Origin of the sequence: uncultured Haliea sp. (genome assembly GCF_963973825.1) — a bacterium.
Classification (GTDB): domain Bacteria; phylum Pseudomonadota; class Gammaproteobacteria; order Pseudomonadales; family Halieaceae; genus Haliea.
This window is the reverse complement of the sequence record NZ_CAXBAE010000011.1, coordinates 38,557-61,249: the sequence shown is the minus strand read 5'-3', so window position 1 is coordinate 61,249 and position 22,693 is coordinate 38,557. Positions and strand designations below refer to the sequence as shown.

Genomic DNA, 22,693 nt, shown 5'->3' with positions numbered 1-22,693 from the left:
AGTGAGACCAGCTTCGGCATCCACTAAGCGTAGGTGACGCGGGGGTCCTGTCAATTGAGGCGCGCCTGCAGACTCTCGATGTTGCGCCGGATGACGGCATTGATTTCAGCGCTCAGGCCACCGAGGTCGAGGCATTCCTGCAGGAGTCTGGCCGCGCCTGCATGGTCGCCCGCCTTGACCGCGAGGTTGGCTCGGTTCAGGCACATGGCGGGTGTGCGGTGGCCTGTGGCCTCCGCACGCTGGTAGAGGTCGCTGGCGGCGCCGAAATCCTGTGCCCGGTAGCAGGCCTCCGCTGCGCCCTCCAGGCTGTGCCCGGGACGGTAGCCCATCTCCGCGGCGCGCACAAAGTAGTCGCGCGCGCGGGAGAAGTCCGCCGCATGGTACATCGCGCTGGTCGCGGCGATGCTGTAGAGCCTGCCGCTGGGCTGTGTGGCCAGTTCGCGCTCCATCAGCGCCAGATAGCGCAGTGAGCGCGCGCTGCGCGGTCGCGCCGGGTTGGCGTCGATGTAGTGGTGGATCGGGATGTGCAGCGTTCCCTGGCGGTGTTCGTCTATGGAGGCATCTACCGTCTCGTGGATGCTGCCGGTGTAGCGGATGTCCGTGCGATTGCGGAACAGGCGCAGGATGGGGTTGACGGTATAGCCGCTGAAGCCGCGGCTGAGCTCGAGGTCCTGGGCAGCCTGCCAGCCGTAGGCCGTCTGGTCGTTGTTGTAGTTGTATTGTTGCAGGAAAAAGCCGTCGAGGTCGGTGCGCGCGATGACTTGGTGCAGGGCAGAGAAGTCGGTGGGGGTGATGAGCTCGTCGGCGTCCAGCACGAGGATCCACTCATGCCGCGCCTGTGCCAGGGAATAGTTGCGGGCGGCGGCGTAGTCGTCGTGCCAGGTGTAATCGAACACCCGGTCGGTAAAGTTGCTGGCAATCGCGCGGCTGTTGTCGCTGGAGCCGGTGTCAACAACGACGAGTTCGTCGACATGCGGTGCGGCAGCGCTGAGGCAGTCGCGCAGGAAGAAGGCTTCGTCCTTGACGATCATGCACAGTGACAAGGGCATGTTCGGGCTCCGGCGATAGGCGGTCTGCGCAGGCGCCGTCCGTGGCGACCCGCGCGGCTCAGTCCTTACTCGTCCAGGAAGCTGCGCAGGTAGTCTGAGCGCGTCGGGTGGCGCAGCTTGCGCAGTGCCTTGGCCTCGATCTGGCGGATACGCTCGCGGGTGACATCGAACTGTTTGCCCACTTCCTCGAGGGTGTGGTCGGTGTTCATGTCGATGCCGAAGCGCATGCGCAGCACCTTGGCCTCGCGCGCGGTCAGGCCGGCGAGCACTTCCTTGGTCGCTTCCTGCAGGCCCTGGCCGGTAGCCGCTTCGATGGGCGAGCTGATGGTGATGTCCTCGATGAAATCGCCCAGATGCGAGTCTTCGTCATCACCAATCGGGGTTTCCATGGAGATGGGCTCCTTGGCGATCTTGAGCACCTTGCGCACCTTGTCCTCGGGCATGTCCATGCGCTCACCGAGCTCTTCCGGCGTCGGCTCACGGCCCATTTCCTGCAACATCTGCCGCGAGATGCGGTTCAGCTTGTTGATGGTTTCGATCATGTGCACGGGTATGCGGATGGTGCGGGCCTGGTCCGCGATGGAGCGGGTGATGGCCTGCCGAATCCACCAGGTGGCGTAGGTGGAGAACTTGTAGCCGCGGCGGTACTCGAATTTGTCCACCGCCTTCATCAGGCCGATGTTGCCCTCCTGGATGAGGTCGAGGAACTGCAGGCCGCGGTTGGTGTATTTCTTGGCGATCGAAATCACCAGGCGCAGGTTGGCCTCGACCATTTCCTTCTTGGCGCGGCGCGCGCGGGCTTCGCCCATGGACATGCGGCGGTTGATGTCCTTGATTTCGTTGACCGACAGCCCGCACTGCTCCTCGACCGCGATAATGCGGCGCTGCAGACGCAGGATGGTGTCCTTCTGGGCCGTGAGTCGTGCGACGTAGTCTTTCTTGCCCCGGGTCTGGCGCGTAATCCACTTGAGGTCCGACTCGGACCCCTGAAAGGAGGTGATGAAGTCCTTGCGGGGCATGCCGCAGTCGCGGACGGCAATGGTCATGATCTGGCGTTCCTGCTCACGGACAGAAGCCAGCACGTTGCGCGGCCCTTCCATCAGCGGGTCAAAGACTCGAGGGGTCAGCTTGAAGAACTTGAACAGCTCGCCCAGCTTCTCCATCTCCTTGATGGCGGTCTTGTCGTTACGGCCCTTGGCAGCAATTGCCTTTTCGGTCTTGTTGAACTGGCGCTTGAGTGCCGTGAAGCGCTTCTTCGCCTCCACGGGATCGGGGCCCGACTCGGTTTCCTCGTCGGAGGTGTCGGGTTCATTGCTGTTGCTCTCGGCGACTTCAGCGGCCGAAGGCACATGGTCGGCCGGGTCCAGGTAGCCAATCATCACGTCGCCCAGGCGGCGCTCTTCCCGGGTCACCAGGTCGTACTCGTCCAGGATCTGCTTGACGGCACCCGGGTAGTGGGCGAGGGCCGCCATCAGTTCGCGAATACCCTCTTCGATGCGTTTGGCGATGACGATTTCGCCTTCGCGGGTGAGCAGTTCCACGGTGCCCATCTCACGCATGTACATGCGTACGGGGTCGGTGGTGCGACCGGCTTCGGTTTCCACGGCCGCGAGGGCCGCTGCAGCCTCGGCGGCGGCGATGTCATCCGCCGAGCTGTCGCCCTCCGTCATGAGCAGCTCATCGGCATCCGGCGCCACTTCAAACACCTGGATGCCCATGTCGTTGATCATCTGGATGATGTCTTCAACCTGATCCGGATCGGAGATATCCTCGGGCAGGTGATCGTTGACCTCGGAGTAGGTCAGGTAGCCCTGATCCTTGCCACGGGCGATGAGATCCTTGAGCCGGGACTGCTGTTGGGCGGCGTTGGTCATTCGGCAGACACCTTCGAATAAGATACAAAAAAAACGTAGCCGGAAATTATAGCCGGAACAGAGCCGACCCTCCAGTGCAATCCCCGGTATTAATTGGAGCGCCTTGGCGTGAGCGGTGCGAGGCTCAGGGCGGCCGGGCTGAGGGCTGTTGATCCGCTCGAGGCTTTTGTAGCGCTCAGGGCTGTTGAACCGCTCAGGGCTGTTGATCCACTCAAGGCTGCCGCTTCTTGCGGGCCTCATCCAGACGCTGTTTTTCCTTCAGCAAATCCCTGAGTTGTTGCTTGTCCGCTTCGCTCATCTCAGCGTAGTTGGTCGCTTTCAATTTGTCGACTCGCGCCGACAATTCGCTGCGCTGGGGCAGCTGCGCCAGCGCTTCCACGGTGTCGATAAACTGCTGTTCGATCCCCTCGCGCGGAATCAGTCGCTCCTCCCCGGCCAGCCGGCTGAGCAGCTCACCTTCCGGTGTGCCATACCAGTGGCCCAGCAGCATGGCGGTGTTGGAATCCGGCCGCCGCTGCAGCAGTGCCAGTAGCTCGCGCAGCAGCACGATGTCCTCGCCCTCCAGGGCGGCGATGGCCGCAACCTCCACGCGGGCCGCGATGTCGGGCTGGTGCAGCAGCAGGGCGATGGCCGCCTGGGCCAGGTTGCTGTAGCCCAGCGCTGCGCGGCCGCTGGGATTGCGGCGCTTGGGCCCGCCGCCCTCGTGTTGCTCTTCTGGCGCATTGTTGGTCGGCCCAGGCGCGGCTGCGGGTGGTGGTGCCTCCAGGTGCATGAGCTCTGCAACGGTCAACCCGGTTCGCTCGGCGAGTGAGCGGAACATGAGCTGGCGAAACACGCCCTCGGGCAGCTGGCGCAGCCACGGCAGGGCGAGCTTGCTGAGGCGCGCGCGTCCCTCCAGGGTGGTGGTGTCTAGGTCTTCGCTCACGGCCTCGAAGAGGAAGGTCTCCAGGGGGGTCGCGCGCCTGACCAGTTCACGGAAGGCGTCACTGCCCACTTTGCGCACCAGGGTGTCCGGGTCCTCGCCTTCATCGAGAAACAGGAAACGTGCCTGCCGCCCATCCTCCATGCAGGGGAGCGCTGCTTCCAGCGCGCGCAGCGCCGCCTTGCGCCCGGCGGCATCGCCATCGAAACAGAATACGACCTCGGGCGTCAGCCGATACAGGCGCTCCAGATGCGCCTGGCTGGTCGCGGTACCCAGGGTCGCGGTGGCCTGGGTGATGTCGTGCTGGGCCAGCGCGATCACGTCCATATAGCCCTCTACGACCAGCACCCGATCCAGCTTGCGGTTGGCCTGGCGTGCCTGGTAGAGGCCATACAGCTCGCGGCCCTTGGAGAAAATGGGCGTCTCCGGGGAGTTCAGGTACTTGGGTTTGTCGTCGCCAAGCACCCGCCCGCCGAACGCGATGATGCGGCCGCGCTGGTCGCGAATCGGAAACATCACGCGATCGCGGAAGCGATCGTAGGTGCGCCCTGCCTCGTTCTGCACCAGCATCCCGGTTTCGAGCAGCCATTTGCGCTGTTCCTCGCTGTCACCGAGGGCCTGCAGCAGGTTGTCCCAGCCCGGCGGGGCGAATCCCAGGTCAAAGCGTTTGGCAATTTCGCCGGTGAGTCCGCGCTGCTTCAGGTAGTCCACGGCGCGGTGCGCCTCGGGGTGGCTGCGCAGCTGCTTCTGGTAGTAGCGCGCGGCCTGTTCCAGCAGGGCGTACAGCGGTTTGCCGGTTTCCTCCCTGCCCGGCTGGGGGCTGCCGGGCCGTGTCTGCTCCCGCGGCACTTCCAGGCCGAGGCTGCTGGCCAGCGTTTCCACCGCCTGGGGGAAATCCACGTTCTCGTAGTCCATGACGAAGCCGAGGGCGTTGCCGCCGGCACCGCAGCCAAAGCAGTAGTAGAACTGCTTGTCGGGGTTGACGCTGAAGGAGGGGGTTTTCTCCTCGTGGAAGGGGCAGCGGGCGCTGTAGTTCTTGCCGGTTTTTTTCAGTTTCACCCGGCGGTCGATCACCTCCACGATGTCCACGCGGTCGAGCAGATCGTCGAGGAACTTTTGTGGAATGCGTCCGGCCATGGAAGATCAGCGATACTCAGTATACCCGGCCATTGAAGCACGGCGCCGGAGGCTTGTCAGCGGTTAGCGGCGTGGGGACTGCGATGCGGCAGCATCGACGCGCATGGAGGGCGGGCCGGCAGGCCACCGGTCAGGCGGTCAGGCGCGCCTTCACCAGCTTGCTGACCGCGCCCACGTCGGCGCGGCCCTGCAGCTGGGGTTTGAGCTCGGCCATCACGGCGCCCATGGCCTGCATGCCGCTGCCTTCAGCGCGACCGATGGCGGCATTGATCAGTTCGTCAAGCTCGGCTTCACTGAGCGGGCTGGGCAGGAATTCCTGGATGACCGCGATTTCCCGTTCTTCCTGGGCTGCGAGCTCGGGGCGTTCCGCGGCGTGGTATTGCTGCGCCGAATCGCGACGCTGCTTGATCATCTTGTCGAGGACGGCGAGGGCGCGCGCGTCATCGATCTCGATGCGCTCGTCAACCTCAATCCGCTTGAACTCCGACTGAATCAGCCGGATGGTGCCCAGGCGTTCCTTGTCACGGGCCTTCATGGCCGCTTTCATGGCGGCCTTGATGGTTTCTACAAGTGTGGTGCTGCTCATGGGCTGGGCTGCCTGTGTGCTGCCTGGCAGGGAATCAATACAGGCGGACGCGCTTGCGATTTTCCCGGGACAGCTTCTTCAGGTGGCGCTTGACGGCGGCAGCCGCGGCGCGCTTGCGGGTCGTGGTGGGCTTTTCGTAGTGCTCGCGCTTGCGCACTTCAGCCAGTACGCCAGCCTTTTCACAGGAGCGCTTGAAACGGCGCAGGGCGACGTCAAAGGGCTCGTTTTCCTTCAGTTTGATATGCGGCATTAACTCTTTACCTGTTTCGTCTGTTCGTGGCCTGCACGCCCGCTGCCGGGGCGTTGAACCGTAAAAGGTCGCGCATTCTATACCCATGTAGCGGCATTTGCAAAGCCCGAGACGCGCAGTCCGTGACGCGCAGTCCGTGACGCGTCGCCCGGGAAATCCGGAGGGCCTGTCCAGCCTCGCACCCCCCGGCACAACCCGGTATTATCCCACGCTGCAAATATCATGGAGCCCTCATGCGAATTCTGGGCCTGGAAACTTCCTGCGACGAGACCGGCGTGGCCATTTTTGACACCGGGCGCGGCCTGCTGGCGCACGCCCTGTTCAGTCAGGTCGACATACACGTGGAATACGGTGGCGTGGTCCCCGAGTTGGCCTCCCGCGACCATGTGCGCAAGACACTGCCGCTGGTGCACCAGGTGTTGGGGGAGGCGGGCCTGAGCCCGGCAGACCTGGATGGCGTGGCCTATACGGCGGGGCCGGGACTGGTCGGTGCCCTGATGGTGGGAGCCACGCTGGCGCAGACGCTGGCCTGGGCCTGGAACATCCCGGCCCTGGGCGTGCACCACATGGAGGGCCATCTGCTGGCACCCATGCTGGAGGAGGAACACCCGGCATACCCCTTTGTGGCGCTGCTGGTATCCGGGGGCCACACGCAGCTGGTGCGGGTCGACGGCATCGGCCGCTACCGTCTGTTGGGAGAATCACTGGACGATGCTGCCGGTGAAGCCTTCGACAAGGCGGCCAAGATGCTCGGCCTGCCTTACCCCGGTGGCCCGCATATCGCCCGGCTCGCCGAATCCGGCAACGCCACCCGCTTCGATTTTCCGCGACCCATGGTCAATCGCCCGGGTCTCGATTTCAGCTTCAGCGGCCTGAAAACCTTCACGCTCAACACCGTGAATGCCTGCCGGGAGGAGAGTGGCCTGAGCGCTCAGGACAAGTGTGACATTGCCCGCGCCTTCGAGGAGGCCGTGGTTGCCACGCTGGTGATCAAGTGTCGCCGGGCGCTGGAACAGGAGGGCCTGTCCACGCTGGTCATGGCCGGTGGCGTCAGCGCCAATCGCAATCTGCGCGCGCAGTTGCAGTCCGCACTCGGCAAAACCGGGGCACGCGTCTTCTACCCGGCACCCCAGTTCTGTACCGATAATGGTGCGATGATCGCCTTTGCCGGGGCCCAGCGTCTGGCGGCGGGTCAGGTGGACGGCCCCTTGGCGACCGTGCGCCCCCGCTGGCCAATGACCGAACTCCCGCCGCTCTAGGGAGTCCGTGGCAGCGGTGTCGGCTGGTCGGGCGCCGCCGATGCCAGTATCATGCGCCACTGCTCAGTGAAGGCCTGGATTATGTCCCGAGATACGTGTCGCCGCCCCGCTGCGGCGCAGGAACGGCCGCCGTGGTAGATATTGTCTTTATTCGTGAATTGCGCGCGGATGCCGTGATCGGCGTCTACGACTGGGAGCGCGGAATCCGGCAAACCCTGCTTATCGACCTGGAAATGGCCTGGGACAATCGCCCCGCCGCACAGGGGGATGATCTGTCCCGCGCACTGGATTATGCCGCGGTGTCCCGGCGGGTGATCGATTGGGTGGAGGCCTCGCGCTGCGAGCTGCTGGAGACGCTTGCTGAGGAGCTTGCCGAGCAGGTGCTTGGCGGCTTCGATGTGCCGTGGTTGCGCCTGCGTCTGTGCAAGCCGGGGGCAGTGCTGCAGGCGCGCGACGTCGGTGTGCTGATCGAGCGCGGGGTAAGCCCGGCGTGACCCGTGTTTTTCTTGGCCTGGGCAGCAATATCGAGCGTGAACGCTATCTTGTTGCAGGGCTGGATGCGCTGCAGGCGCTCTTTGGCGCCCTGGAACTCTCACCTGTGTACGACAGTGCCGCCATCGGCTTTGACGGACAACCCTTCCTGAATATGGTTGTTGCGGTTGAGACCCGATTGCCGCTGGCCGACATGGCGACTCGCCTGCGCGCCATCGAGACCGAGCACGGTCGCCCGCTGAATGCGACCCGCTTCTCCGCCCGGCAGCTGGACATCGATATTCTCACCTACGGCGATCTGGTGGGCGAGCACCACGGCATCAGCCTCCCCCGCGGGGAGATACTGGAAAACGCCTTTGTGTTGCGCCCCCTGGCCGAGTTGGCACCGGCGCACCGGCATCCCGCTACCGGTTCGAGCTACGCCGAGCTGTGGCGCGCGTTTCGGCAGGACAGCCAGGCGCTGAAGCGGGTGGACTTTGCCTGGCGCGGGCGCTGGATATCCCGCGCCGAGTGAATACGCCGGGCGCGCTGCGCCGCCTCAATCGGCGGGTGTTGTGCGCATGGCGTCCAGCAGGCGGATCTGTTCCGCCGCCAGCGCCTCGCCCAGTGCCTTGCCAGCAAGCCCCTGCGCCACGAACACCTCGGCGCTGACCGATCTCGCCCTGCGCAGCGCCTCGCGCAGGTAGGCCGCCTGGGGATAGGGGCGCTGCTCGCTGCCCGCACGACCGCGGGCGTCGGCCTCGCAGGCCTGCAGAAATGCCTCGAACCGCTGTGGCTGACGCAGGGCGCCGGTTCCACGCAGCAGCTTCAACAGTGTCTTGCCTCGCAGCTCTTGCGCCCGATGGCAGAGCAGGTGGAACTCGCAGACCTGTAGCGCCAGGTCCCGGTACTGGTTGGGTGCGCGCAGGCGCTGGCAGACATCGCGCACCAGCGACAGCCCACGCTGCTCATGTGCGATGTGTCGTGGCCACTCGGCTTCCGGCGTTATGCCCTTGCCCAGGTCGTGCAGCAGGGCCGCAAAGCGCACATCCGCGGCGGGGGTGAGGCGGGCTGCCTGCTGCAACACCATCAGGGTGTGCAGGCCGGTATCCACTTCCGGATGATACTGCGGGCTTTGCGGTACGCCGAACAGCCTGTCGACCTCCGGCAGCAGTGCGCGCAGCGCGCCGCAGTCGCGCAGTACCGTGATGAAGGTCTCGGGGCTGCGTTCAGCGAGTGCTCTCTGCATCTCGATCCAGACGCGCTCCGCCGGCAGGTGCTCCAGTTCACCCTGGTTGACGATGTCCGTCATCAACGCCAGCGTCTCCGCTGCAACGGTAAAGCCGAGGTGCGCGTAGCGGGCGGCGAAGCGCGCTGTGCGCAGCACCCGCAGTGGGTCCTCCACAAAGGCTCCGGACACATGGCGCAGCACCCGCTGGCGCAGGTCCCGCTGGCCACCGTAGGGGTCGATGATCTGCCCGGTTGCGTCGCGGGCCATCGCGTTGATCGTCAGGTCGCGGCGCAGCAGGTCCTCTTCCAGCGTGACTGCGGGATCGCAGTGCACTACAAAGCCGGTATAGCCGTGGCCCTGCTTGCGTTCTGTGCGCGCCAGGGCGTGTTCTTCCTTGGTTTCCGGGTGCAGGAAGACGGGGAAGTCCTTGCCCACTTGCTGATAGCCCAGGGCCAGCAGGGTCTCCGGTGTTGCCCCCACCACCACCCAGTCGCGCTCGCTGCAGGGGTAGTCGAGCAGGGCATCGCGCACGGCACCGCCGACCAGGTAGGTTTTCACGCCCGACAGCGTCCGTTCTTGCAGGCGCAGGAGGTGCGCTCGCCAGTGTCCAGGTTGTACAGGGTCATGGCGCCGCCCCACACGCAGCCCGTGTCGAGGCCAATGGTGTTCGGGCTGTCGGTAACGCCCTCTATCGAGGCCCAGTGACCGAAAATGATCCTGTCGCCCGCGGTTTTGCGCTTCTTGTGGCTGAACCAGGGGGAGACCTTCTTGCTGTCGCCTTCCGGTCGCGGGTTGGGAACGGGGCCCTTGCTCAGCAGGTCGAGCACGCCCTTCTTGGTGCAGTAGCGCATGCGCGTAAGATAGTTGGTGATCACCCGCAGCCGCTCCATGCCCTGCAGCTCATCGGACCAGACCGCCGGCTCGTTACCGTACATTGCCGCCAGGAACGTGATGCAATCGGGGCTCTGCAATACGGCCTCCACTTCCCAGGCGCGGTGCATGGCGTCTTCCACGCTCCACTGCGGCGGAATGCCCGCATGCACCATGGTGTAGCCGTGTTCGTAGTGCAGCAGCGGTCGGTGCGTCAGCCAGTTGAGCAGCTTGTCCCGGTCCGGTGCGGCGAGAATCTTGTCCAGCGTGTCGGAGGGCGAGGGTGCGCGCACACCGGCCGCAACCGCCAGCAGGTGCAGGTCATGGTTGCCCAGCACCATGACCAGGTTGTCGCGCATGTCATACAGGAAACGCAGGGTTTTCAGACACTTGGGGCCGCGGTTGACGATGTCGCCAACCGACCACAGGGTGTCGCGATCGGGGTTGAACTGCACGCGCTTGAGCAGGTGTTTCAGGGGCTGCAGGCATCCCTGTATGTCACCAACTGCATAGATCGCCACAGCGGCTACTCAGTTCAGTGCCGTGGGAGTGTGCAGGGTGAAGGCGCGGATGGGCACATCGAAGCGCTGCTCGGCCTCACCGCCCGGTGCCCCCCCGGTGCGGGTGACCATGGTGTAGCTGCCTTCCATGAAGCCGACCGGGGTGGCCAGGGTTGTGCCGCTGGTATAGCGGAAATACGCCTCCGGCTGAATCACCGGCTGCTCGCCGACCACACCCTCGCCGCGCACCTCCTGCTGCGCCCCTTCCGCATCGGTGATGATCCAGTGCCGCGACAGCAGCTGCACAGCCTGGTTGCCGCTGTTGCGGATGGTGATGGTGTAGGCAAAGGTGTACTGCCCGTCGGTGGGACGTGAATGGCGTGCGAGGTAACTGGTCACCACATCAACGTTCACCAGGGAGGGGTCGAAGGGGCTGGGTGCTCGGGTTTCCATGGGGTCAGGCATCGCTCAGGTGGTTGGCCAGGCGGATAAAATCCAGCAGCTGCAGCGTCTCTGCGCGGGCACCGGGGTCAACCCCCAGCTGCTCGAGTTCGTGATCGGAGAGTATACCCTTTAAATTATTGCGCAGCGTTTTGCGGCGCTGGGCGAAGGAAGCCTGGACGATCCTGCGCAAACTGTCCTCGTCACACTCTGGCCAGGGCGAATGCGGGTAGGGGGTCAGCCTGACAATGGCTGACTGGACCTTCGGCGGCGGATAAAACGCGTCGGGCGGCACATCGAACAGGTGTTCCACCGCGCAGTGATACTGGGCCATGATGCCGAGACGCCCCCAGTGCTTGCCCCCCGGCGTTGCTGCCAGGCGGTTGACCACCTCCAGCTGCAGCATGAAGTGCATGTCCTGCAGCAGGGGGGCGAACTCCAGCAGGCGAAACAGCAGGGGTGTCGAGATGTTGTAGGGCAGGTTGCCTACCACCCTGAGCGGCACGCCATCGCGGGCCAGGGTGGCGAAGTCGAAGGCCAGCGCATCGGCGCTGTGCAATCTGAAATCCGGGTAGATGCTGAACGCCGCCAGCAGGCCGGTCACCAGATCCCGGTCCAGTTCCACCACATCGAGGCGTATATCGCGACTGATCAGTGCGGCGGTCAGCGCACCCTGGCCGGGGCCGATCTCCACCAGGTGCTCACCGGGCTGCGGGTGTATGGCATTGGCGATCTCGGCGATGATGCCTGCGTCCTGCAGGAAATTCTGGCCGAAGCGCTTGCGCGGTGTATGGGCGGTTTTCATGGGCGCATTGTACGGGGCATGCCGGCCAAAGTGCACGTTTTCACGCGGGCGATGGCCAGCCGGCATTCCACACGGGTGCCTTACCGGCCGCCGCACTTCTCCTGCCCCGGCTGTTATACTCCCGCCCCAGATCAACGAGCTACCAGAACGCCGCATGACACTCTCGCAGTACGCCACACTCATGGACACCATGGCTCGCCTGTCACTGAAGGCCGATGCTTCGCGCTATTTTTTCGGCTACGTGTGGTGGGTGCTGGAGCCCCTGCTCTACGTGCTGGTGTTTTATGTGGTCTTCGAGCTCATCCTGCAGAACCGCAAGGAAGACTTTGTGGTATTCCTGATGTGCGGGCAACTGGCGTTTGTCTGGTTCTCCAAGTCGCTGAACCAGGCGGCCCGCAGTATTCTCGGCAGCAAGGGCCTGGTCGGCCGGGTCGACATTCCCAAAAGCCTGTTTCCCCTGGCCACCATCCAGGAGGGCCTGTACAAGCAGGCTGCTGTTTTCCTGCTGCTGTTCGCCGTGCTCCTGGCCAAGGGTTACGCGCCTTCACTGCTGTGGGGCTGGCTGCTGCCGGTGATGCTGGTGAATTACCTGCTGATCGTGGCCTGCTCGCTGTTTGCGGCCTATCTGGTGTGCTGGGTGTTCGACTTCCACGTCTTTATTTCCATGGCGACCATTTTTCTCATGTTCACCTCCGGGGTGTTCTGGGACCCCCGTGACCTGGATCCGGCCATGACCCACTGGGTGCTCACGTTGAACCCGCTCGCCTTCCTGCTGGATGCCTACCGGCAGATCCTGCTGGCGGGTGTAGCACCGGATGCCGTGCATCTGGCGATTGTCGGCAGTATTGCCCTGCTGGTGGCGCTGGCGGGACTGGCGGTGCTGCGGCGCCACAGCCGCTTTATCGCCCTGCGGGTGATCACCTCATGAGCGACCTGCCGATGCTGGAACTGGTGGGCGTCTCCCATCACTACATGGCGCGCAAAAGCAGTTTCGACCATGGCCTGCACCATGTGCTGGACAATGTCTCCCTGCGGGTCATGCCGGGAGATACCCTGGGTATCGTCGGTCGCAACGGGGCCGGCAAGACGACGATGTTGCGCCTGATGGCCGGCATCATCGAGCCGCGGCAGGGGGTCATTCGCCGCCGCGCCGGTGCCAGCTGTGCGCTGCTCAGCCTGGGGCTGGGCTTTCAGGATTCTCTCTCCGGCCGCGACAACGCGCTCATCTCCGCCATGTTGCAGGGCGTGAGCAAGCGCGATGCACTGGCCAGCCTCGATGCCATTCGCGAGTTTACCGAGCTCGGTGACTCCTTCGAGGAGCCGGTGAAAACCTATTCCTCCGGCATGCGCGCCCGTCTGGGTTTCGCCAGCGGCTTGCTGACACGGGTGGATATCCTGCTGATTGACGAGGTGTTGAGCGTCGGCGATGCGCAGTTCCGCGACAAGGCGCTGGCCGCCATGCAGCAGCGCCTGGGCGGCGAGCAGACCGTTGTGTTCGTGTCGCACGCGGAAGGTCAGCTGAAGGCGCTGTGTGACCGGGCAGTCTGGATTGAGCAGGGGCAGCTGCGTGCCGAGGGGAGCCCGGAGGAGGTTATTGCGCTGTATCGGCAGCCGGTGGCCGCGCCCCGCTGACGGTTACGCCGATGGGCCCGCGCGCTACGGACTGATGTGCCGGGCCAGCTTCACCGCCAGACCCAGCGCCGCGCGCAGGCTACCATCACTGGCCAGCCCGGTACCCGCCAGTTCCAGCGCCGTCCCGTGATCCACACTGGTCCTCACTATCGGCAACCCCAGCGTAATGTTCACGGCATTGCCGAACCCCGCATACTTCAGTACCGGCAGGCCCTGGTCGTGGAACATGGCGAGGTAGGCGTCCGTCTGCTCCAGCAGTTTCGGGCTGAAGGCGGTGTCGGCGGGCAGCGGCCCCAGCAGGTGCATGCCCTCTGCGCGCAGCTGCTCCAGCAGTGGCGTGATGATCTCGATTTCCTCGCGCCCCAGGTGGCCGCCTTCGCCGGCGTGCGGGTTGAGGCCCAGCACGGCAATGCAGGGAGCTTCGATGCCAAACTTGCCCTGCAGGTCCGCATGCAGAATGCGCAGTGTGCGGGCCAGCGAGTCGCGGGTTATGGCCTTGGAGACGGCAGACAGCGGCAGGTGCGTGGTGGCCAGCGCCACCCGTAACTCACCGGCGGCGAGCAGCATCACCACCTGGGCGGTGTTGGTCCGTGCAGCCAGGAACTCGGTGTGACCGCTGAAGGGGATGCCCGCATCGTTGATGATCGACTTCTGTACCGGTGCGGTGACCATCGCGTCAAAACACCCGGACAGGCAGCCGTCAGTCGCCAGCTCGAGTGTTCGCACCACGTAGGGCGCATTCGCCCGGTCCAGACTGCCGGGCAGCGCCGGCACGGCCAGTGCGGGGGCGAACAGGCCCGACGCGCCCGTGGTCGCCTCGCACTGGCTGGACGCCGGTGCTGGCAGCACGGTCAGCGTGCCCGCGGCCTGCGTGCGCGCAGCCGCCGCGAAGTCTGCCCGCTGCAGGTCCAGCGGCAGCCCCAGTAGCTCCGCTCGCTGCAGCAGGAGGTCCGGGTCGGCGACCACCACCAGTTCCGCGGGCCAGTCCTGCTGGGCCAGCATGACAATGACATCCGGCCCTATGCCCGCCGGCTCCCCGGCGGTAATGGCGATTCTGGGAATCGTCACGTCGACCTGTTATTTGATGTCGACGAAGGCTTCGTCGCGGATTTTGCGCAGCCAGGCGTCCAGCTCTTCCTCGTATTTACGCTGGTGCAGCGCCTCGGTCGCACGGTTGCGAATGGCCTGGGCGGTCATGTCCTGCTCGCGTCGCTCCATCACTTCCAGGATGTGCCAGCCAAACTGGCTTTTCACAGGCTCTGAGATCTCCCCAACGGCGGTATCGGCCATTGCCGCCTCGAACTCGGGCACCATCTGCCCGGGGGTGGTCCAGCCGAGGTCGCCGCCCTCTGCGGCGGAGCCGATGTCCTTGGAGTACTGGCGCGCCAGTTCGGCGAAGTCCTCGCCCTCCAGGATACGGTTCCTCAGCTCCCGCGCCCGTGCTTCAGCCTGCTCTTCCGTCATGATTTCGGAGGGCTGTATGAGGATATGGCGCACCCGGGTCTGGTTGACCATCTGCTCGCCGCCCTGCATATCGGCGAGGTTGATCAGGTGCAGGCCGGAGGGGCTGCGGATCGGGTCGGATGTGGCACCGACCTCCAGGCTCGGCGCCACATCGCTGAACAGGCTGGGCAGATCCTCCAGCTTGCGCCAGCCGAGGTCGCCCCCGGAGAACGCGTAGCGCCCATCGTTGGAGGAAATGACCTGGTCGAAGGGCTCGCCTGCGCGGATGCGGCGCAGCAGGCCGTTGAGATACGTGCGCGCCGCTTCAACCTCGCTGCCGGGCGCATCCTCGGGCAGGGGCAGCAGGGCGTGAAGAATGCGATACTCGGGCTGGGTGAGCTTCTGTCCTTCCGGTGAGGCGAGGAAGTTGCGTACCTCCTGCTCGGATATCTGGATGCGCTGATTGACGTTGCCAGCCTGAACCCGCTGGATGATCATCTCGCGCCGCACCTGTTCGCGCATGGCGGCGTAGGATTGCCCCTGCTGCTCCAGTGCCGCACTGAACTCGGCCAGGCTCATGCGGTTCTGTGCCGCCACGCGTTCCATCGCCTGGTTGAGCTGTGCATCCGAGATGCGCGCACCGACGCGGTTGCCCAACTGCAACTGGATGCTCTCCAGAATCAGCCTGTCCAGGGTTTCGCGAATCAGCACATCCTCCGGGGGCAACTCGACCCCGCGCGACTGCAGGCTCTGGGTGATGGCGGCAACGCGCTCGCGCAGCTCACTGGCCATGATCACGTCGTCGTCCACGATGGCCACAACCTGGTCGAGTATCTGGGTTTGCGCCTGTACCTGGCTGCCAAGGAGCAGGGTCGCTGCAAGGCCGGCGGCCAGCAGTGCGGATTTAATAGTCACGTTCGTCAAAACCTCGAATCATGTCTTCAAGCAGGTCGGTGACCCGGCTGCCAAAGCCGCCCATGCCCTTCAGCAGGACCTGGACCTGTGTGGAGTAACGCCGTTCCAGGTTGGGATCGGTAAAGTCCGGATCTTGCCCCGACGTCGTATCGATATAGCGCAGATGCAGCAGGCGCACGCGCCAGCAGCAGCTATCGTATTCGATTCCGAACATATCTTCCACGCTGGTACTGCCCTCGACGCTGAAGTTCACGGCGCCGAATACGCTCCAGCGGTTGTTCACGGGGTAGTACGCGGACAGGTGGGCCTGCTCGGTGACGGTGTCGTTATCGACCAGGGTGACGGGGCGTCGATAGGAGTAGCCCACATTGAACACCGCGTTGTCCGAGCGGCGGTAACTGGCGTAGGCGCTGCCTGCGTTCATGTTGCCGCTGTCCGGGTCCCAGACCAGGCTGTTGCGCAGGCTCAGGCGCTTGTTGGGGGTGAAGGTGATTTCTCCGGCCATCTCGGAGCTCGACTGCTCCAGCGCCGTGTCATCGGGGTTCAGCCGTACGCGCCGGTCGCGCAAATAGAAAATCTGCCCAACGCTGGCGCTGAGATACTCGCGACCGTCCTCGGCGCTGATATAGCGCGTGGTCAAACCCAGGGACAGGCGGTTGGCATCGTCCAGGCGGTCCCGGCCGGAGAATCGCGTATCGCGAAACAGCTGGTTGTAGGTGAACGTCAGCTCGGCGCTGTCGAAGTCGGGCTGCGTGGACTGGTCATCGTATTCGCTGATCAGGTAATAGGCGCGCGGTTCCAGCGTTTGCAGCAGCGGCTTCCCTGCAAGGCTGGTGGCGCGTTCGAAGAACAGGCCGCCGTCCAGGCTGGCCAGCGCCGAGCCCGCCGATGGGCTGTCATCACCCAGTTCGCCGTTGTCATTCAGCGCGTACTCGAGATAGCGGTATTTGGCGGTGGAGTTGAGAAAGCCGTACTGCCACAGCATGGGGTAAGTGGCGCCGCCCTCGAGATACATGCGCTGACCGGTGACGACATCATCGTTGGAGTCGAAGTACGAATACTGCGACAGGAACAGGGGCGCAACCGTGAAGGGCGTATTCTCACCCCGGTAGCGCGCGGTGATCTGCGGCAGTTTTTTGTAGTCGTTGTCGAGGTCGTCGGCGAGTGACTGGAACTCCTGCAACTCCAGGCCCACAAGCCACTGGTCCCCCAGATAGTCGAGGGTGCCAAGTTGCAACAGGCTGGTCTGGCGCTTGGTGTCCAGGTTGGAGGTGTTGAGGTCTTTGAAGTAGTCCACGTCACTGACCCGGGAGTAGTCAATGCGTGAACGCCAGCGCTGCTCGAACAGCCCGTTCTGGCGCACATTGGCCAGCCAGCGCGAATCGTCCCCTGCATCCGGGCGCTCGCGCGCGTAGCGATCATCACTGCCCATCCACGTGCCGCCGACCGACCACAAGCCGGTGTTGCGGTTCAGGTAGCGTGTTTCAAGTTCGTGGTTAAATCCGCGCTCCTGGATGTAGCGCGGCGTGTACAGCGCATCGTAATTTGGTGCCAGGTTGAGATACACCGGTACGGCGAGGTCCAGCCCGCCATTGGTGTCGGAGCTGATGTCGGGCCACAGCAGGCCGGTGCGGCGCCGGTCATCCAGCGGAAAGCGCACCCAGGGCAGGTAGAGCACCGGCACGCCGGCGACGTCGAGTTTGGCGCCGGTTGCCGTGCCCAGCCCTTCCTCGAGATCCAGCTTGATGTTGTCGGCACGCATCGCCCACTCTTCATCATCCGGGGCGCAGTAGGACAGACGCCCGTCCTGAATGAACAGCGTGCCATCCGCGGCGCGGCGCAGCTGCCCTGCACTGCCATGCAGGTGCTGTTGGTGCAGGACGAATTCGCTGTCGCGGATACTGGCCTCACCGCTGTTGGCTGAGTAGCGGGCCTCTTCCCCGCGCAACAGGACGCCCGGCTCGCGCAGGGTAATGCCGCCGCTGACCGTGCCCTCGCGCTCGGCGCGGTCAAAATAACCGTCCTCGCCGCGCAGTTGCCGATAGCCCTGGTCGACAGTCACCCCGCCGCGCAGGTAGACATCGTCACCCTGCAGTTCGGACTCCGTGGCGCGGGCGCGAATGTCTGAAGTTTCCGGGGTGTCTGCCGGGTCTGACTCCGCCAGCGGGTCGACATAGTGGCCGCCGCATCGCAGGCATTGCGGGTCGCGCTGGGCCTCGGGCGTTGCCGAGGTGGGTACCCAGTCCAGCAGTGCCGCATCATCCGCCACAGCCTGCAGAGAGCACAGGGCGCTGAGGCTCAGGGCGATGGCGATGTGGCGCAACCGGGGGTGGACGGGGCTGTGCGAGCGCGGGGTCATCAGGTTTGGGTGCATTTTTTGGTGTAAAACGGGATGATAATGCATCGCCCCCGGCTTGTCCGGGTCTTTTTCGTTGCGGGAGCTTCCCATGTCCTTACCGCCAGGCGGCCTGCTTTCCTGGTCCATGCAGGCGCTGTCAATCACCGCCGATGACGCGCCTGTCCTGCATCCGCTCGCCGGAGATGCCAGCCAGCGCCGCTACTTCCGGCTGCGCACGCGGGCGCAGGCCTACATTGCGGTGGATTCGCCCCCTGCCTCGCAGAAAAACCGCGAGTTCCTTGCCGTTCGCGCCTGCCTGGAGGCCGGCGGAGTGCGCGTGCCGGCGCTGCTCGCGGCGGACCTCGAACAGGGGTACCTGGTGCTGGAGGACCTCGGTGACAGCCTGCTGCTGGACCGGCTGACTGACGACGCTGCCGACGGCTGGTATCGACAGGCGCTGGCCCTGCAGCAGCGCATGGCGGACCTGCCCGCCGACGCCATTGCGCTGCCCGCCTATGATGCGCGACTGTTGGGTGGGGAACTGGCGCGTTTTCCCGAGTGGTTTCTGGCCGCGCTGCTTGGCCTCACGCTTTCGGATAGCGAGCGCGCCGCGCTGGGGAAGCTGGACGGACTGCTCGTCGCAAACGCCCTGGCCCAGCCCCGGGTGTTGGTGCACCGCGATTTCCACAGCCGCAATCTCATGTGCATGGCCGATGGGCAACTCGCCGTGATCGACTTCCAGGATGCCGTCTGCGGGCCTGTCACCTATGACGCGGTGTCCCTGCTGAAAGACTGCTACATTCGCTGGCCCCGGGCCCGGGTTGCGGGATGGGCGCTCGACTACCGCGATGCACTGACGGCCTCTGGCCAGCTGCCGGCGCTGGATGACGCCACCTTCCTGCGCTGGTTCGACTGGATGGGCCTGCAGCGACACCTCAAGGTGCTGGGCACCTTTGCACGGCTGGCGCTGCGCGACGGGAAGACCGACTACCTGCAGGATCTGCCGCGGGTGCTGGCGTATGTACAGGAGGTGTTCGCCCTCTACGCGGGGCAGGATCTGGCGCTTGATGCCGTAGCGGTGTGGTTTGACCAGCGCGTGTTGCCGGTTATCCAACGCCAGCCCTGGAGCCGCATGTGAAAGTCATGATCCTGGCGGCGGGATTCGGCGAGCGCATGCGGCCGCTCACCGAGCATACCCCCAAGCCCCTGCTGCAGGCGGGCGGCCGGCCTCTCATTGCCTGGCACATTGAGGCCCTGGCAGCGCTCGGGCTGGACGACCTGGTGATCAATGTCGCGCATCTGGGGCAACAGATTATTGACTGGTGTGGCGACGGCCAGCGTTGGGGTGTGCGCATTCGCTATTCGCGGGAGCCAGAGCCGCTGGAGACGGCGGGCGGCATCCAGCGCGCGCTGCCGCTGCTGGGCAGCGCCCCGTTTCTGGTGGTGAATGGTGATGTGTGGACCGAATATCCGCTGCAGCGCCTGCTTGCACGCGCCCATCTGCCGGACGGTGCCGCACATCTGGTGCTGGTCGATAATCCACCGCAGCACCCGCTGGGCGATTTCCAGCTGACGGACAGCGGCCGTGTGGTCCCCCGGCCACCCACGGCCACGGGGCTGACCTACGCGGGTATCGGGGTGTTCAGCGCCGGTTTCTTCGCCGACATGGCGCCGGGGAAGGTGCCCCTGCGGCCGCTGCTGGATGCCGCGATAGCCGCCGGGCGCCTGTCGGGTGAGCATTTCACCGGCGCCTGGGCCGATGTCGGCACGCCTGAGCGCTTGCAGGCGCTGGATGCCCGACTCCGTGCCGCCGCGGACAGCACGGGATGATCTGTCAGCACTTAGCCGCTAGAATAGCCGCCTGTCCAGTTTCCGGAGCCAGCACATGGCCGATTACCTGATTGCACCCTCCATCCTGTCGGCGAATTTTGCCCGTCTCGGCGAAGAGGTGGATGCCGTGCTGGCCGCTGGCGCCGATGTGGTGCATTTCGACGTCATGGACAACCACTACGTGCCGAACCTCACCATTGGCCCGATGGTGTGCAAGGCGCTGCGCAAGCACGGCGTCACGGCGCCGATAGACGTGCATCTGATGGTCAGTCCGGTAGACCGGCTGATCGGCGACTTCGCCGAGGCCGGCGCCAGCTATATTACCTTCCATCCCGATGCGTCGACCCATGTCGATCGATCCCTGCAGATGATCCGCGATGCCGGCTGCAAGAGCGGGCTGGTGTTCAACCCGCACGCGGGGCTCGAGGCGCTGCGCTACGTGATGGACAAGGTGGACATGGTGTTGCTGATGTCAGTCAACCCGGGCTTTGGCGGCCAGTCTTTTATTCCGGCGACGCTGGATAAACTGCGCGAGGCGCGGGCCCTGATCGACGCCTCGGGCCACGACATCCGGCTGGAGATCGACGGCGGCGTCACCGCGGCCAATATCGCGGACATTGCGGCAGCGGGCGCCGACACCTTCGTGGCCGGCTCGGCCATCTTCAATGCACCCGACTACCGCGCCGTGATTGCGCAGATGCGGGCGGCGCTGGCGGAGGTGCAACAGCCCCGATGAACGAGGCAGAATTCAGCGCCCTCGCGGCACAGGGTTACAATCGCATCCCGGTCAGTACTGAAGTACTGGCGGATCTCGAAACTCCGGTCAGCACCTATCGCAAGCTGGGTGAAGGGGCCTTCTCCTACTTTTTCGAATCCGTGCAGGGCGGCGAAAAGTGGGGCCGGTATTCGATCATCGGCCTGCCCTGCCGCACGCTGTTGCGCGTGTTCGGCAACCGCGTCGAGGTGCTGGTGGATGGCGCTGTGGTCGAGCAGGCCGAGGTCGACGACCCGCTGCAGTACGTCGAGGACTTCCAGCAGCGCTATCGCAGCGCACCGGATGCCGGCCTGCCGGTATTCCACGGTGGGCTGGTGGGCTACTTCGGGTATGACACGGTGCGCTACGTGGAGCCCCGGCTGCGCGCCGGTGCCCCCCGGGATGAGCTCGGCAACCCCGATATCCTCCTCATGGTGTCGGAAGAGGTGCTGGTGTTCGACAATCTGTCGGGCACCATCCGCCTGATCATCAACGCCGACCCACAGCGGCCCGGCGCGCTGCAGGAGGCGCGGCAGCGCCTGAGCGCGCTCGCCCTGAAACTGCGTGAACCCATGCCGCCGTTACCGGATGTGGCGCTGGCCGGTGCCGATAGCGATACGCTTGAGGCCTCAGCGACGTCGCATTTCGACGAACCGGGCTTCGCCCGGGTCGTCGAGCGCATCAAGGACTATGTGCTGGCCGGTGACGTGATGCAGGTTGTGCCGTCGCAGCGCCTCGAGGTGCCGTTCGGCGCGCCGCCCCTGAATCTGTACCGGGCGCTGCGCAACCTCAACCCCTCGCCCTATATGTACTATCTGGATCTCGGGGACTTCCATATTGTGGGGTCGTCCCCGGAGATCCTCGCCCGCCTGCAGAACAATGAAGTGACCGTGCGCCCGCTGGCCGGCACGCGCCGGCGCGGCTACAGCGAGGCAGAGGACAGGGCCCTGGAGGCGGAATTGCTCGCGGACCCCAAGGAGATCGCCGAGCACCTCATGCTCATCGACCTGGGGCGCAACGATATCGGTCGTATTGCGCGCATCGGCTCCGTTACCCTCAGTGACAAGATGGCGGTGGAACGGTATTCCCACGTCATGCACATTGTGTCCAATGTCTGTGGCCAGTTGCAGCCCGGCAAGTCGGCGATTGATGTACTGCGGGCCACCCTGCCCGCCGGCACCTTGAGCGGTGCGCCCAAGATACGTGCGATGGAGATCATCGACGAACTGGAGCCGGTGAAGCGTGGCGTTTATGGCGGCGCGGTCGGGTATCTGTCCTGGGCCGGCGAGATGGACACCGCCATCGCCATTCGTACCGCCGTGATCAAGGACGGCAAGCTGTACATCCAGGTGGGCGCTGGCGTGGTCGCCGACTCGGTGCCGCGTCTGGAGTGGAAGGAAACCCACAACAAGGCGCGCGCCATGTTCCGCGCGGCGTCTATGGTGCTGGCCGGGCTCGACTCGCCGTGAATCAGCGCGAGCAGCTGCAGGCTCTGCTGGCGCACTGTGAACACCCCTACGCGCTGCTCGATGAACTGTACCTGCCTGAAGACCAGGCCCGCGTGCTACGCACCCGCAACCTGCGGCTGATACCCGGGGAGAAGCGGCGTCGCGGCGGCAAGTATGCCTATGCCGAGTGGGCCCACGTCATCGGCATCTTTCAGACGCTCATTGGCCAGCATATCGGCTGGCGGGAAGATCTGCGGGTGCTGGATGCGGGCTGTGGTGCCGGCCTGCTGGCCATCGCCTGCGAACCGTTCCTAGGTCGTGGCGGCTGCTACACCGGCCTGGATGTGGCCGCCGAGCAGCTTGCATTCTGTCGCCAGCACTACCGGGGCGAGCACTACCGTTTCCTGCACCTCGATACCGCCAATCCGTTCTACGCGCCCGACCAGACAGCAGCAGGCGCTCCCTGGCCGGTCGCCGACGCAGGGCAACAGCTGGTGACCGCACTGTCGGTGTGGACGCATTTCAATGAACGCGACGCCCGTTTCTATATGGCGGAGCTGGAGCGGGTGCTGGAGCCCGGCGGCAAGGCGCTGGTGACGGTGTTTCTGCTGGATGAGGCGTATCACGCCACCTTGCCGCGCACTGCGGGCAAGGCCGCGCGCTTTCACGGCACGCCGCTTGAGCGCTGGGTGTTCGACCAACCCGCTTACGGCTCATCCGAGTGGTTGTGTCCCGGCTGGGCGCAGGTGCCGGAGGCGGCCATCGGCATGACGCCGGCGGGCCTGGCCAGCCTGCTGGAGGCCAGCCAGCTACAGCTCGCCGCCCACTACCGTGGGAACTGGAAAGAAGTGCCGGGGCCGTTTTTCCAGGATGTACTGGTGCTGGAAAAGCCCCGGGAGTGCCGCGCCCCGGCTGGATAGCAGGGGCGCAGCGGCTGC

General features: G+C 64.9%; 22 protein-coding genes. 10 read left to right on the top strand and 12 right to left on the bottom strand.

Annotated elements, in window-relative coordinates:
* Positions 1-50: 50 nt before the first annotated feature.
* The 5 genes from AACZ17_RS13065 to rpsU form a co-directional block, all read right to left on the bottom strand.
* On the bottom strand, positions 51-1,049 hold the full coding sequence (locus AACZ17_RS13065) for a glycosyltransferase family 2 protein (RefSeq protein WP_290741861.1): 999 nt from the start codon (positions 1,047-1,049) through the stop codon (positions 51-53).
* Positions 1,050-1,114: 65 nt separating this feature from the next.
* A complete protein-coding gene (gene rpoD / locus AACZ17_RS13060; RefSeq protein WP_290741859.1) occupies positions 1,115-2,923 on the bottom strand; it encodes an RNA polymerase sigma factor RpoD in 1,809 nt (602 codons plus the stop codon).
* A 211-nt stretch (positions 2,924-3,134) separates the two neighbouring features.
* Positions 3,135-4,982 (bottom strand): DNA primase, encoded by a 1,848-nt coding sequence (gene dnaG / locus AACZ17_RS13055; protein ID WP_290741857.1) that lies wholly within the window; start codon positions 4,980-4,982, stop codon positions 3,135-3,137.
* Between the two features lie 130 nt (positions 4,983-5,112).
* Positions 5,113-5,568 carry a GatB/YqeY domain-containing protein gene (locus AACZ17_RS13050; RefSeq protein ID WP_290741855.1) on the bottom strand — a complete coding sequence of 152 codons (456 nt, stop codon included), beginning with the start codon at positions 5,566-5,568 and terminating at the stop codon, positions 5,113-5,115.
* 34 nt (positions 5,569-5,602) lie between these two features.
* Complete coding sequence (gene rpsU, locus AACZ17_RS13045) at positions 5,603-5,818, bottom strand: 30S ribosomal protein S21 (RefSeq protein WP_027950376.1); 216 nt, start codon at positions 5,816-5,818, stop codon at positions 5,603-5,605.
* Positions 5,819-6,051: 233 nt separating this feature from the next.
* Between rpsU and tsaD the strand changes: the two genes are divergently transcribed.
* The 3 genes from tsaD to folK all read left to right on the top strand — a co-directional run bounded on the left by tsaD (position 6,052) and on the right by folK (position 8,083).
* A complete protein-coding gene (gene tsaD / locus AACZ17_RS13040) occupies positions 6,052-7,077 on the top strand; it encodes a tRNA (adenosine(37)-N6)-threonylcarbamoyltransferase complex transferase subunit TsaD (RefSeq protein ID WP_290741852.1) in 1,026 nt (341 codons plus the stop codon).
* A gap of 131 nt (positions 7,078-7,208) precedes the next feature.
* On the top strand, positions 7,209-7,571 hold the full coding sequence (folB, locus tag AACZ17_RS13035) for a dihydroneopterin aldolase (RefSeq protein ID WP_290741850.1): 363 nt from the start codon (positions 7,209-7,211) through the stop codon (positions 7,569-7,571).
* Complete coding sequence (folK, locus tag AACZ17_RS13030; RefSeq protein ID WP_290741848.1) at positions 7,568-8,083, top strand: 2-amino-4-hydroxy-6-hydroxymethyldihydropteridine diphosphokinase; 516 nt, start codon at positions 7,568-7,570, stop codon at positions 8,081-8,083. The genes folB and folK overlap by 4 nt, the downstream gene beginning before the upstream one ends.
* Before the next feature lie 24 nt (positions 8,084-8,107).
* On the opposite strand, the gene AACZ17_RS13025 is transcribed toward folK, so the two are convergent.
* Genes AACZ17_RS13025 through rsmA form a run of 4 tightly spaced genes read right to left on the bottom strand, consistent with a single transcriptional unit; the run spans position 8,108 to position 11,395 of the window.
* Positions 8,108-9,337 (bottom strand): multifunctional CCA addition/repair protein, encoded by a 1,230-nt coding sequence (locus tag AACZ17_RS13025; RefSeq protein WP_290741846.1) that lies wholly within the window; start codon positions 9,335-9,337, stop codon positions 8,108-8,110.
* On the bottom strand, positions 9,334-10,170 hold the full coding sequence (locus AACZ17_RS13020; RefSeq protein WP_290741844.1) for a symmetrical bis(5'-nucleosyl)-tetraphosphatase: 837 nt from the start codon (positions 10,168-10,170) through the stop codon (positions 9,334-9,336). The genes AACZ17_RS13025 and AACZ17_RS13020 overlap by 4 nt, the downstream gene beginning before the upstream one ends.
* Before the next feature lie 9 nt (positions 10,171-10,179).
* Complete coding sequence (apaG, locus tag AACZ17_RS13015; protein ID WP_290741842.1) at positions 10,180-10,602, bottom strand: Co2+/Mg2+ efflux protein ApaG; 423 nt, start codon at positions 10,600-10,602, stop codon at positions 10,180-10,182.
* A gap of 4 nt (positions 10,603-10,606) precedes the next feature.
* Positions 10,607-11,395, bottom strand: a complete 789-nt coding sequence (gene rsmA, locus AACZ17_RS13010) for a 16S rRNA (adenine(1518)-N(6)/adenine(1519)-N(6))-dimethyltransferase RsmA (protein ID WP_290741840.1) — start codon at positions 11,393-11,395, stop codon at positions 10,607-10,609.
* 154 nt (positions 11,396-11,549) lie between these two features.
* On the opposite strand from rsmA, the gene AACZ17_RS13005 reads away from it, so the two are divergent.
* Both AACZ17_RS13005 and AACZ17_RS13000 read left to right on the top strand, forming a co-directional pair.
* Complete coding sequence (locus AACZ17_RS13005; protein WP_290741838.1) at positions 11,550-12,323, top strand: ABC transporter permease; 774 nt, start codon at positions 11,550-11,552, stop codon at positions 12,321-12,323.
* The gene (locus tag AACZ17_RS13000; RefSeq protein ID WP_290741836.1) at positions 12,320-13,027 is read left to right on the top strand and encodes an ATP-binding cassette domain-containing protein; all 708 of its coding nucleotides are present in this window, start codon (positions 12,320-12,322) and stop codon (positions 13,025-13,027) included. The genes AACZ17_RS13005 and AACZ17_RS13000 overlap by 4 nt, the downstream gene beginning before the upstream one ends.
* A gap of 24 nt (positions 13,028-13,051) precedes the next feature.
* On the opposite strand, the gene pdxA is transcribed toward AACZ17_RS13000, so the two are convergent.
* The 3 genes from pdxA to AACZ17_RS12985 are packed head-to-tail and all read right to left on the bottom strand — an operon-like array spanning position 13,052 to position 17,744.
* Positions 13,052-14,095 carry a 4-hydroxythreonine-4-phosphate dehydrogenase PdxA gene (gene pdxA / locus AACZ17_RS12995; RefSeq protein WP_290741834.1) on the bottom strand — a complete coding sequence of 348 codons (1,044 nt, stop codon included), beginning with the start codon at positions 14,093-14,095 and terminating at the stop codon, positions 13,052-13,054.
* Positions 14,096-14,104: 9 nt separating this feature from the next.
* The gene (locus AACZ17_RS12990; RefSeq protein ID WP_290741832.1) at positions 14,105-15,385 is read right to left on the bottom strand and encodes a peptidylprolyl isomerase; all 1,281 of its coding nucleotides are present in this window, start codon (positions 15,383-15,385) and stop codon (positions 14,105-14,107) included.
* Positions 15,375-17,744 (bottom strand): LPS-assembly protein LptD, encoded by a 2,370-nt coding sequence (locus AACZ17_RS12985; RefSeq protein WP_290741830.1) that lies wholly within the window; start codon positions 17,742-17,744, stop codon positions 15,375-15,377. Before AACZ17_RS12985 ends, AACZ17_RS12990 begins: the two co-directional genes overlap by 11 nt.
* 88 nt (positions 17,745-17,832) lie before the next feature.
* Here AACZ17_RS12985 and AACZ17_RS12980 point away from each other — a divergent pair, with 88 nt between their 5' ends.
* The 5 genes from AACZ17_RS12980 to AACZ17_RS12960 are packed head-to-tail and all read left to right on the top strand — an operon-like array spanning position 17,833 to position 22,675.
* The gene (locus AACZ17_RS12980; protein ID WP_290741828.1) at positions 17,833-18,861 is read left to right on the top strand and encodes a phosphotransferase; all 1,029 of its coding nucleotides are present in this window, start codon (positions 17,833-17,835) and stop codon (positions 18,859-18,861) included.
* Entirely contained in the window at positions 18,858-19,553 is a 696-nt protein-coding gene (gene murU, locus AACZ17_RS12975) for an N-acetylmuramate alpha-1-phosphate uridylyltransferase MurU (RefSeq protein WP_290741826.1), read from the top strand. The genes AACZ17_RS12980 and murU overlap by 4 nt, the downstream gene beginning before the upstream one ends.
* 55 nt (positions 19,554-19,608) lie before the next feature.
* The gene (rpe, locus tag AACZ17_RS12970) at positions 19,609-20,289 is read left to right on the top strand and encodes a ribulose-phosphate 3-epimerase (RefSeq protein ID WP_290741824.1); all 681 of its coding nucleotides are present in this window, start codon (positions 19,609-19,611) and stop codon (positions 20,287-20,289) included.
* Positions 20,286-21,776 (top strand): anthranilate synthase component I, encoded by a 1,491-nt coding sequence (gene trpE, locus AACZ17_RS12965; protein ID WP_290741822.1) that lies wholly within the window; start codon positions 20,286-20,288, stop codon positions 21,774-21,776. Before rpe ends, trpE begins: the two co-directional genes overlap by 4 nt.
* Positions 21,773-22,675 (top strand): class I SAM-dependent methyltransferase, encoded by a 903-nt coding sequence (locus AACZ17_RS12960; RefSeq protein ID WP_290741820.1) that lies wholly within the window; start codon positions 21,773-21,775, stop codon positions 22,673-22,675. The genes trpE and AACZ17_RS12960 overlap by 4 nt, the downstream gene beginning before the upstream one ends.
* Positions 22,676-22,693: the final 18 nt, after the last annotated feature.

What these genes read in the sequence shown, in the direction of transcription:
- AACZ17_RS13065 (WP_290741861.1), bottom strand. Translation starts at nt 1,049, where the DNA reads ATGCCCTTGTCACTGTGCATGATCGTCAAGGACGAAGCCTTCTTCCTG.
- rpoD (WP_290741859.1), bottom strand. Translation starts at nt 2,923, where the DNA reads ATGACCAACGCCGCCCAACAGCAGTCCCGGCTCAAGGATCTCATCGCC.
- dnaG (WP_290741857.1), bottom strand. Translation starts at nt 4,982, where the DNA reads ATGGCCGGACGCATTCCACAAAAGTTCCTCGACGATCTGCTCGACCGC.
- AACZ17_RS13050 (WP_290741855.1), bottom strand. Translation starts at nt 5,568, where the DNA reads ATGAGCAGCACCACACTTGTAGAAACCATCAAGGCCGCCATGAAAGCG.
- rpsU (WP_027950376.1), bottom strand. Translation starts at nt 5,818, where the DNA reads ATGCCGCATATCAAACTGAAGGAAAACGAGCCCTTTGACGTCGCCCTG.
- tsaD (WP_290741852.1), top strand. Translation starts at nt 6,052, where the DNA reads ATGCGAATTCTGGGCCTGGAAACTTCCTGCGACGAGACCGGCGTGGCC.
- apaG (WP_290741842.1), bottom strand. Translation starts at nt 10,602, where the DNA reads ATGGAAACCCGAGCACCCAGCCCCTTCGACCCCTCCCTGGTGAACGTT.
- rsmA (WP_290741840.1), bottom strand. Translation starts at nt 11,395, where the DNA reads ATGAAAACCGCCCATACACCGCGCAAGCGCTTCGGCCAGAATTTCCTG.
- AACZ17_RS13005 (WP_290741838.1), top strand. Translation starts at nt 11,550, where the DNA reads ATGACACTCTCGCAGTACGCCACACTCATGGACACCATGGCTCGCCTG.
- AACZ17_RS13000 (WP_290741836.1), top strand. Translation starts at nt 12,320, where the DNA reads ATGAGCGACCTGCCGATGCTGGAACTGGTGGGCGTCTCCCATCACTAC.
- AACZ17_RS12985 (WP_290741830.1), bottom strand. Translation starts at nt 17,744, where the DNA reads ATGACCCCGCGCTCGCACAGCCCCGTCCACCCCCGGTTGCGCCACATC.
- AACZ17_RS12980 (WP_290741828.1), top strand. Translation starts at nt 17,833, where the DNA reads ATGTCCTTACCGCCAGGCGGCCTGCTTTCCTGGTCCATGCAGGCGCTG.
- rpe (WP_290741824.1), top strand. Translation starts at nt 19,609, where the DNA reads ATGGCCGATTACCTGATTGCACCCTCCATCCTGTCGGCGAATTTTGCC.
- trpE (WP_290741822.1), top strand. Translation starts at nt 20,286, where the DNA reads ATGAACGAGGCAGAATTCAGCGCCCTCGCGGCACAGGGTTACAATCGC.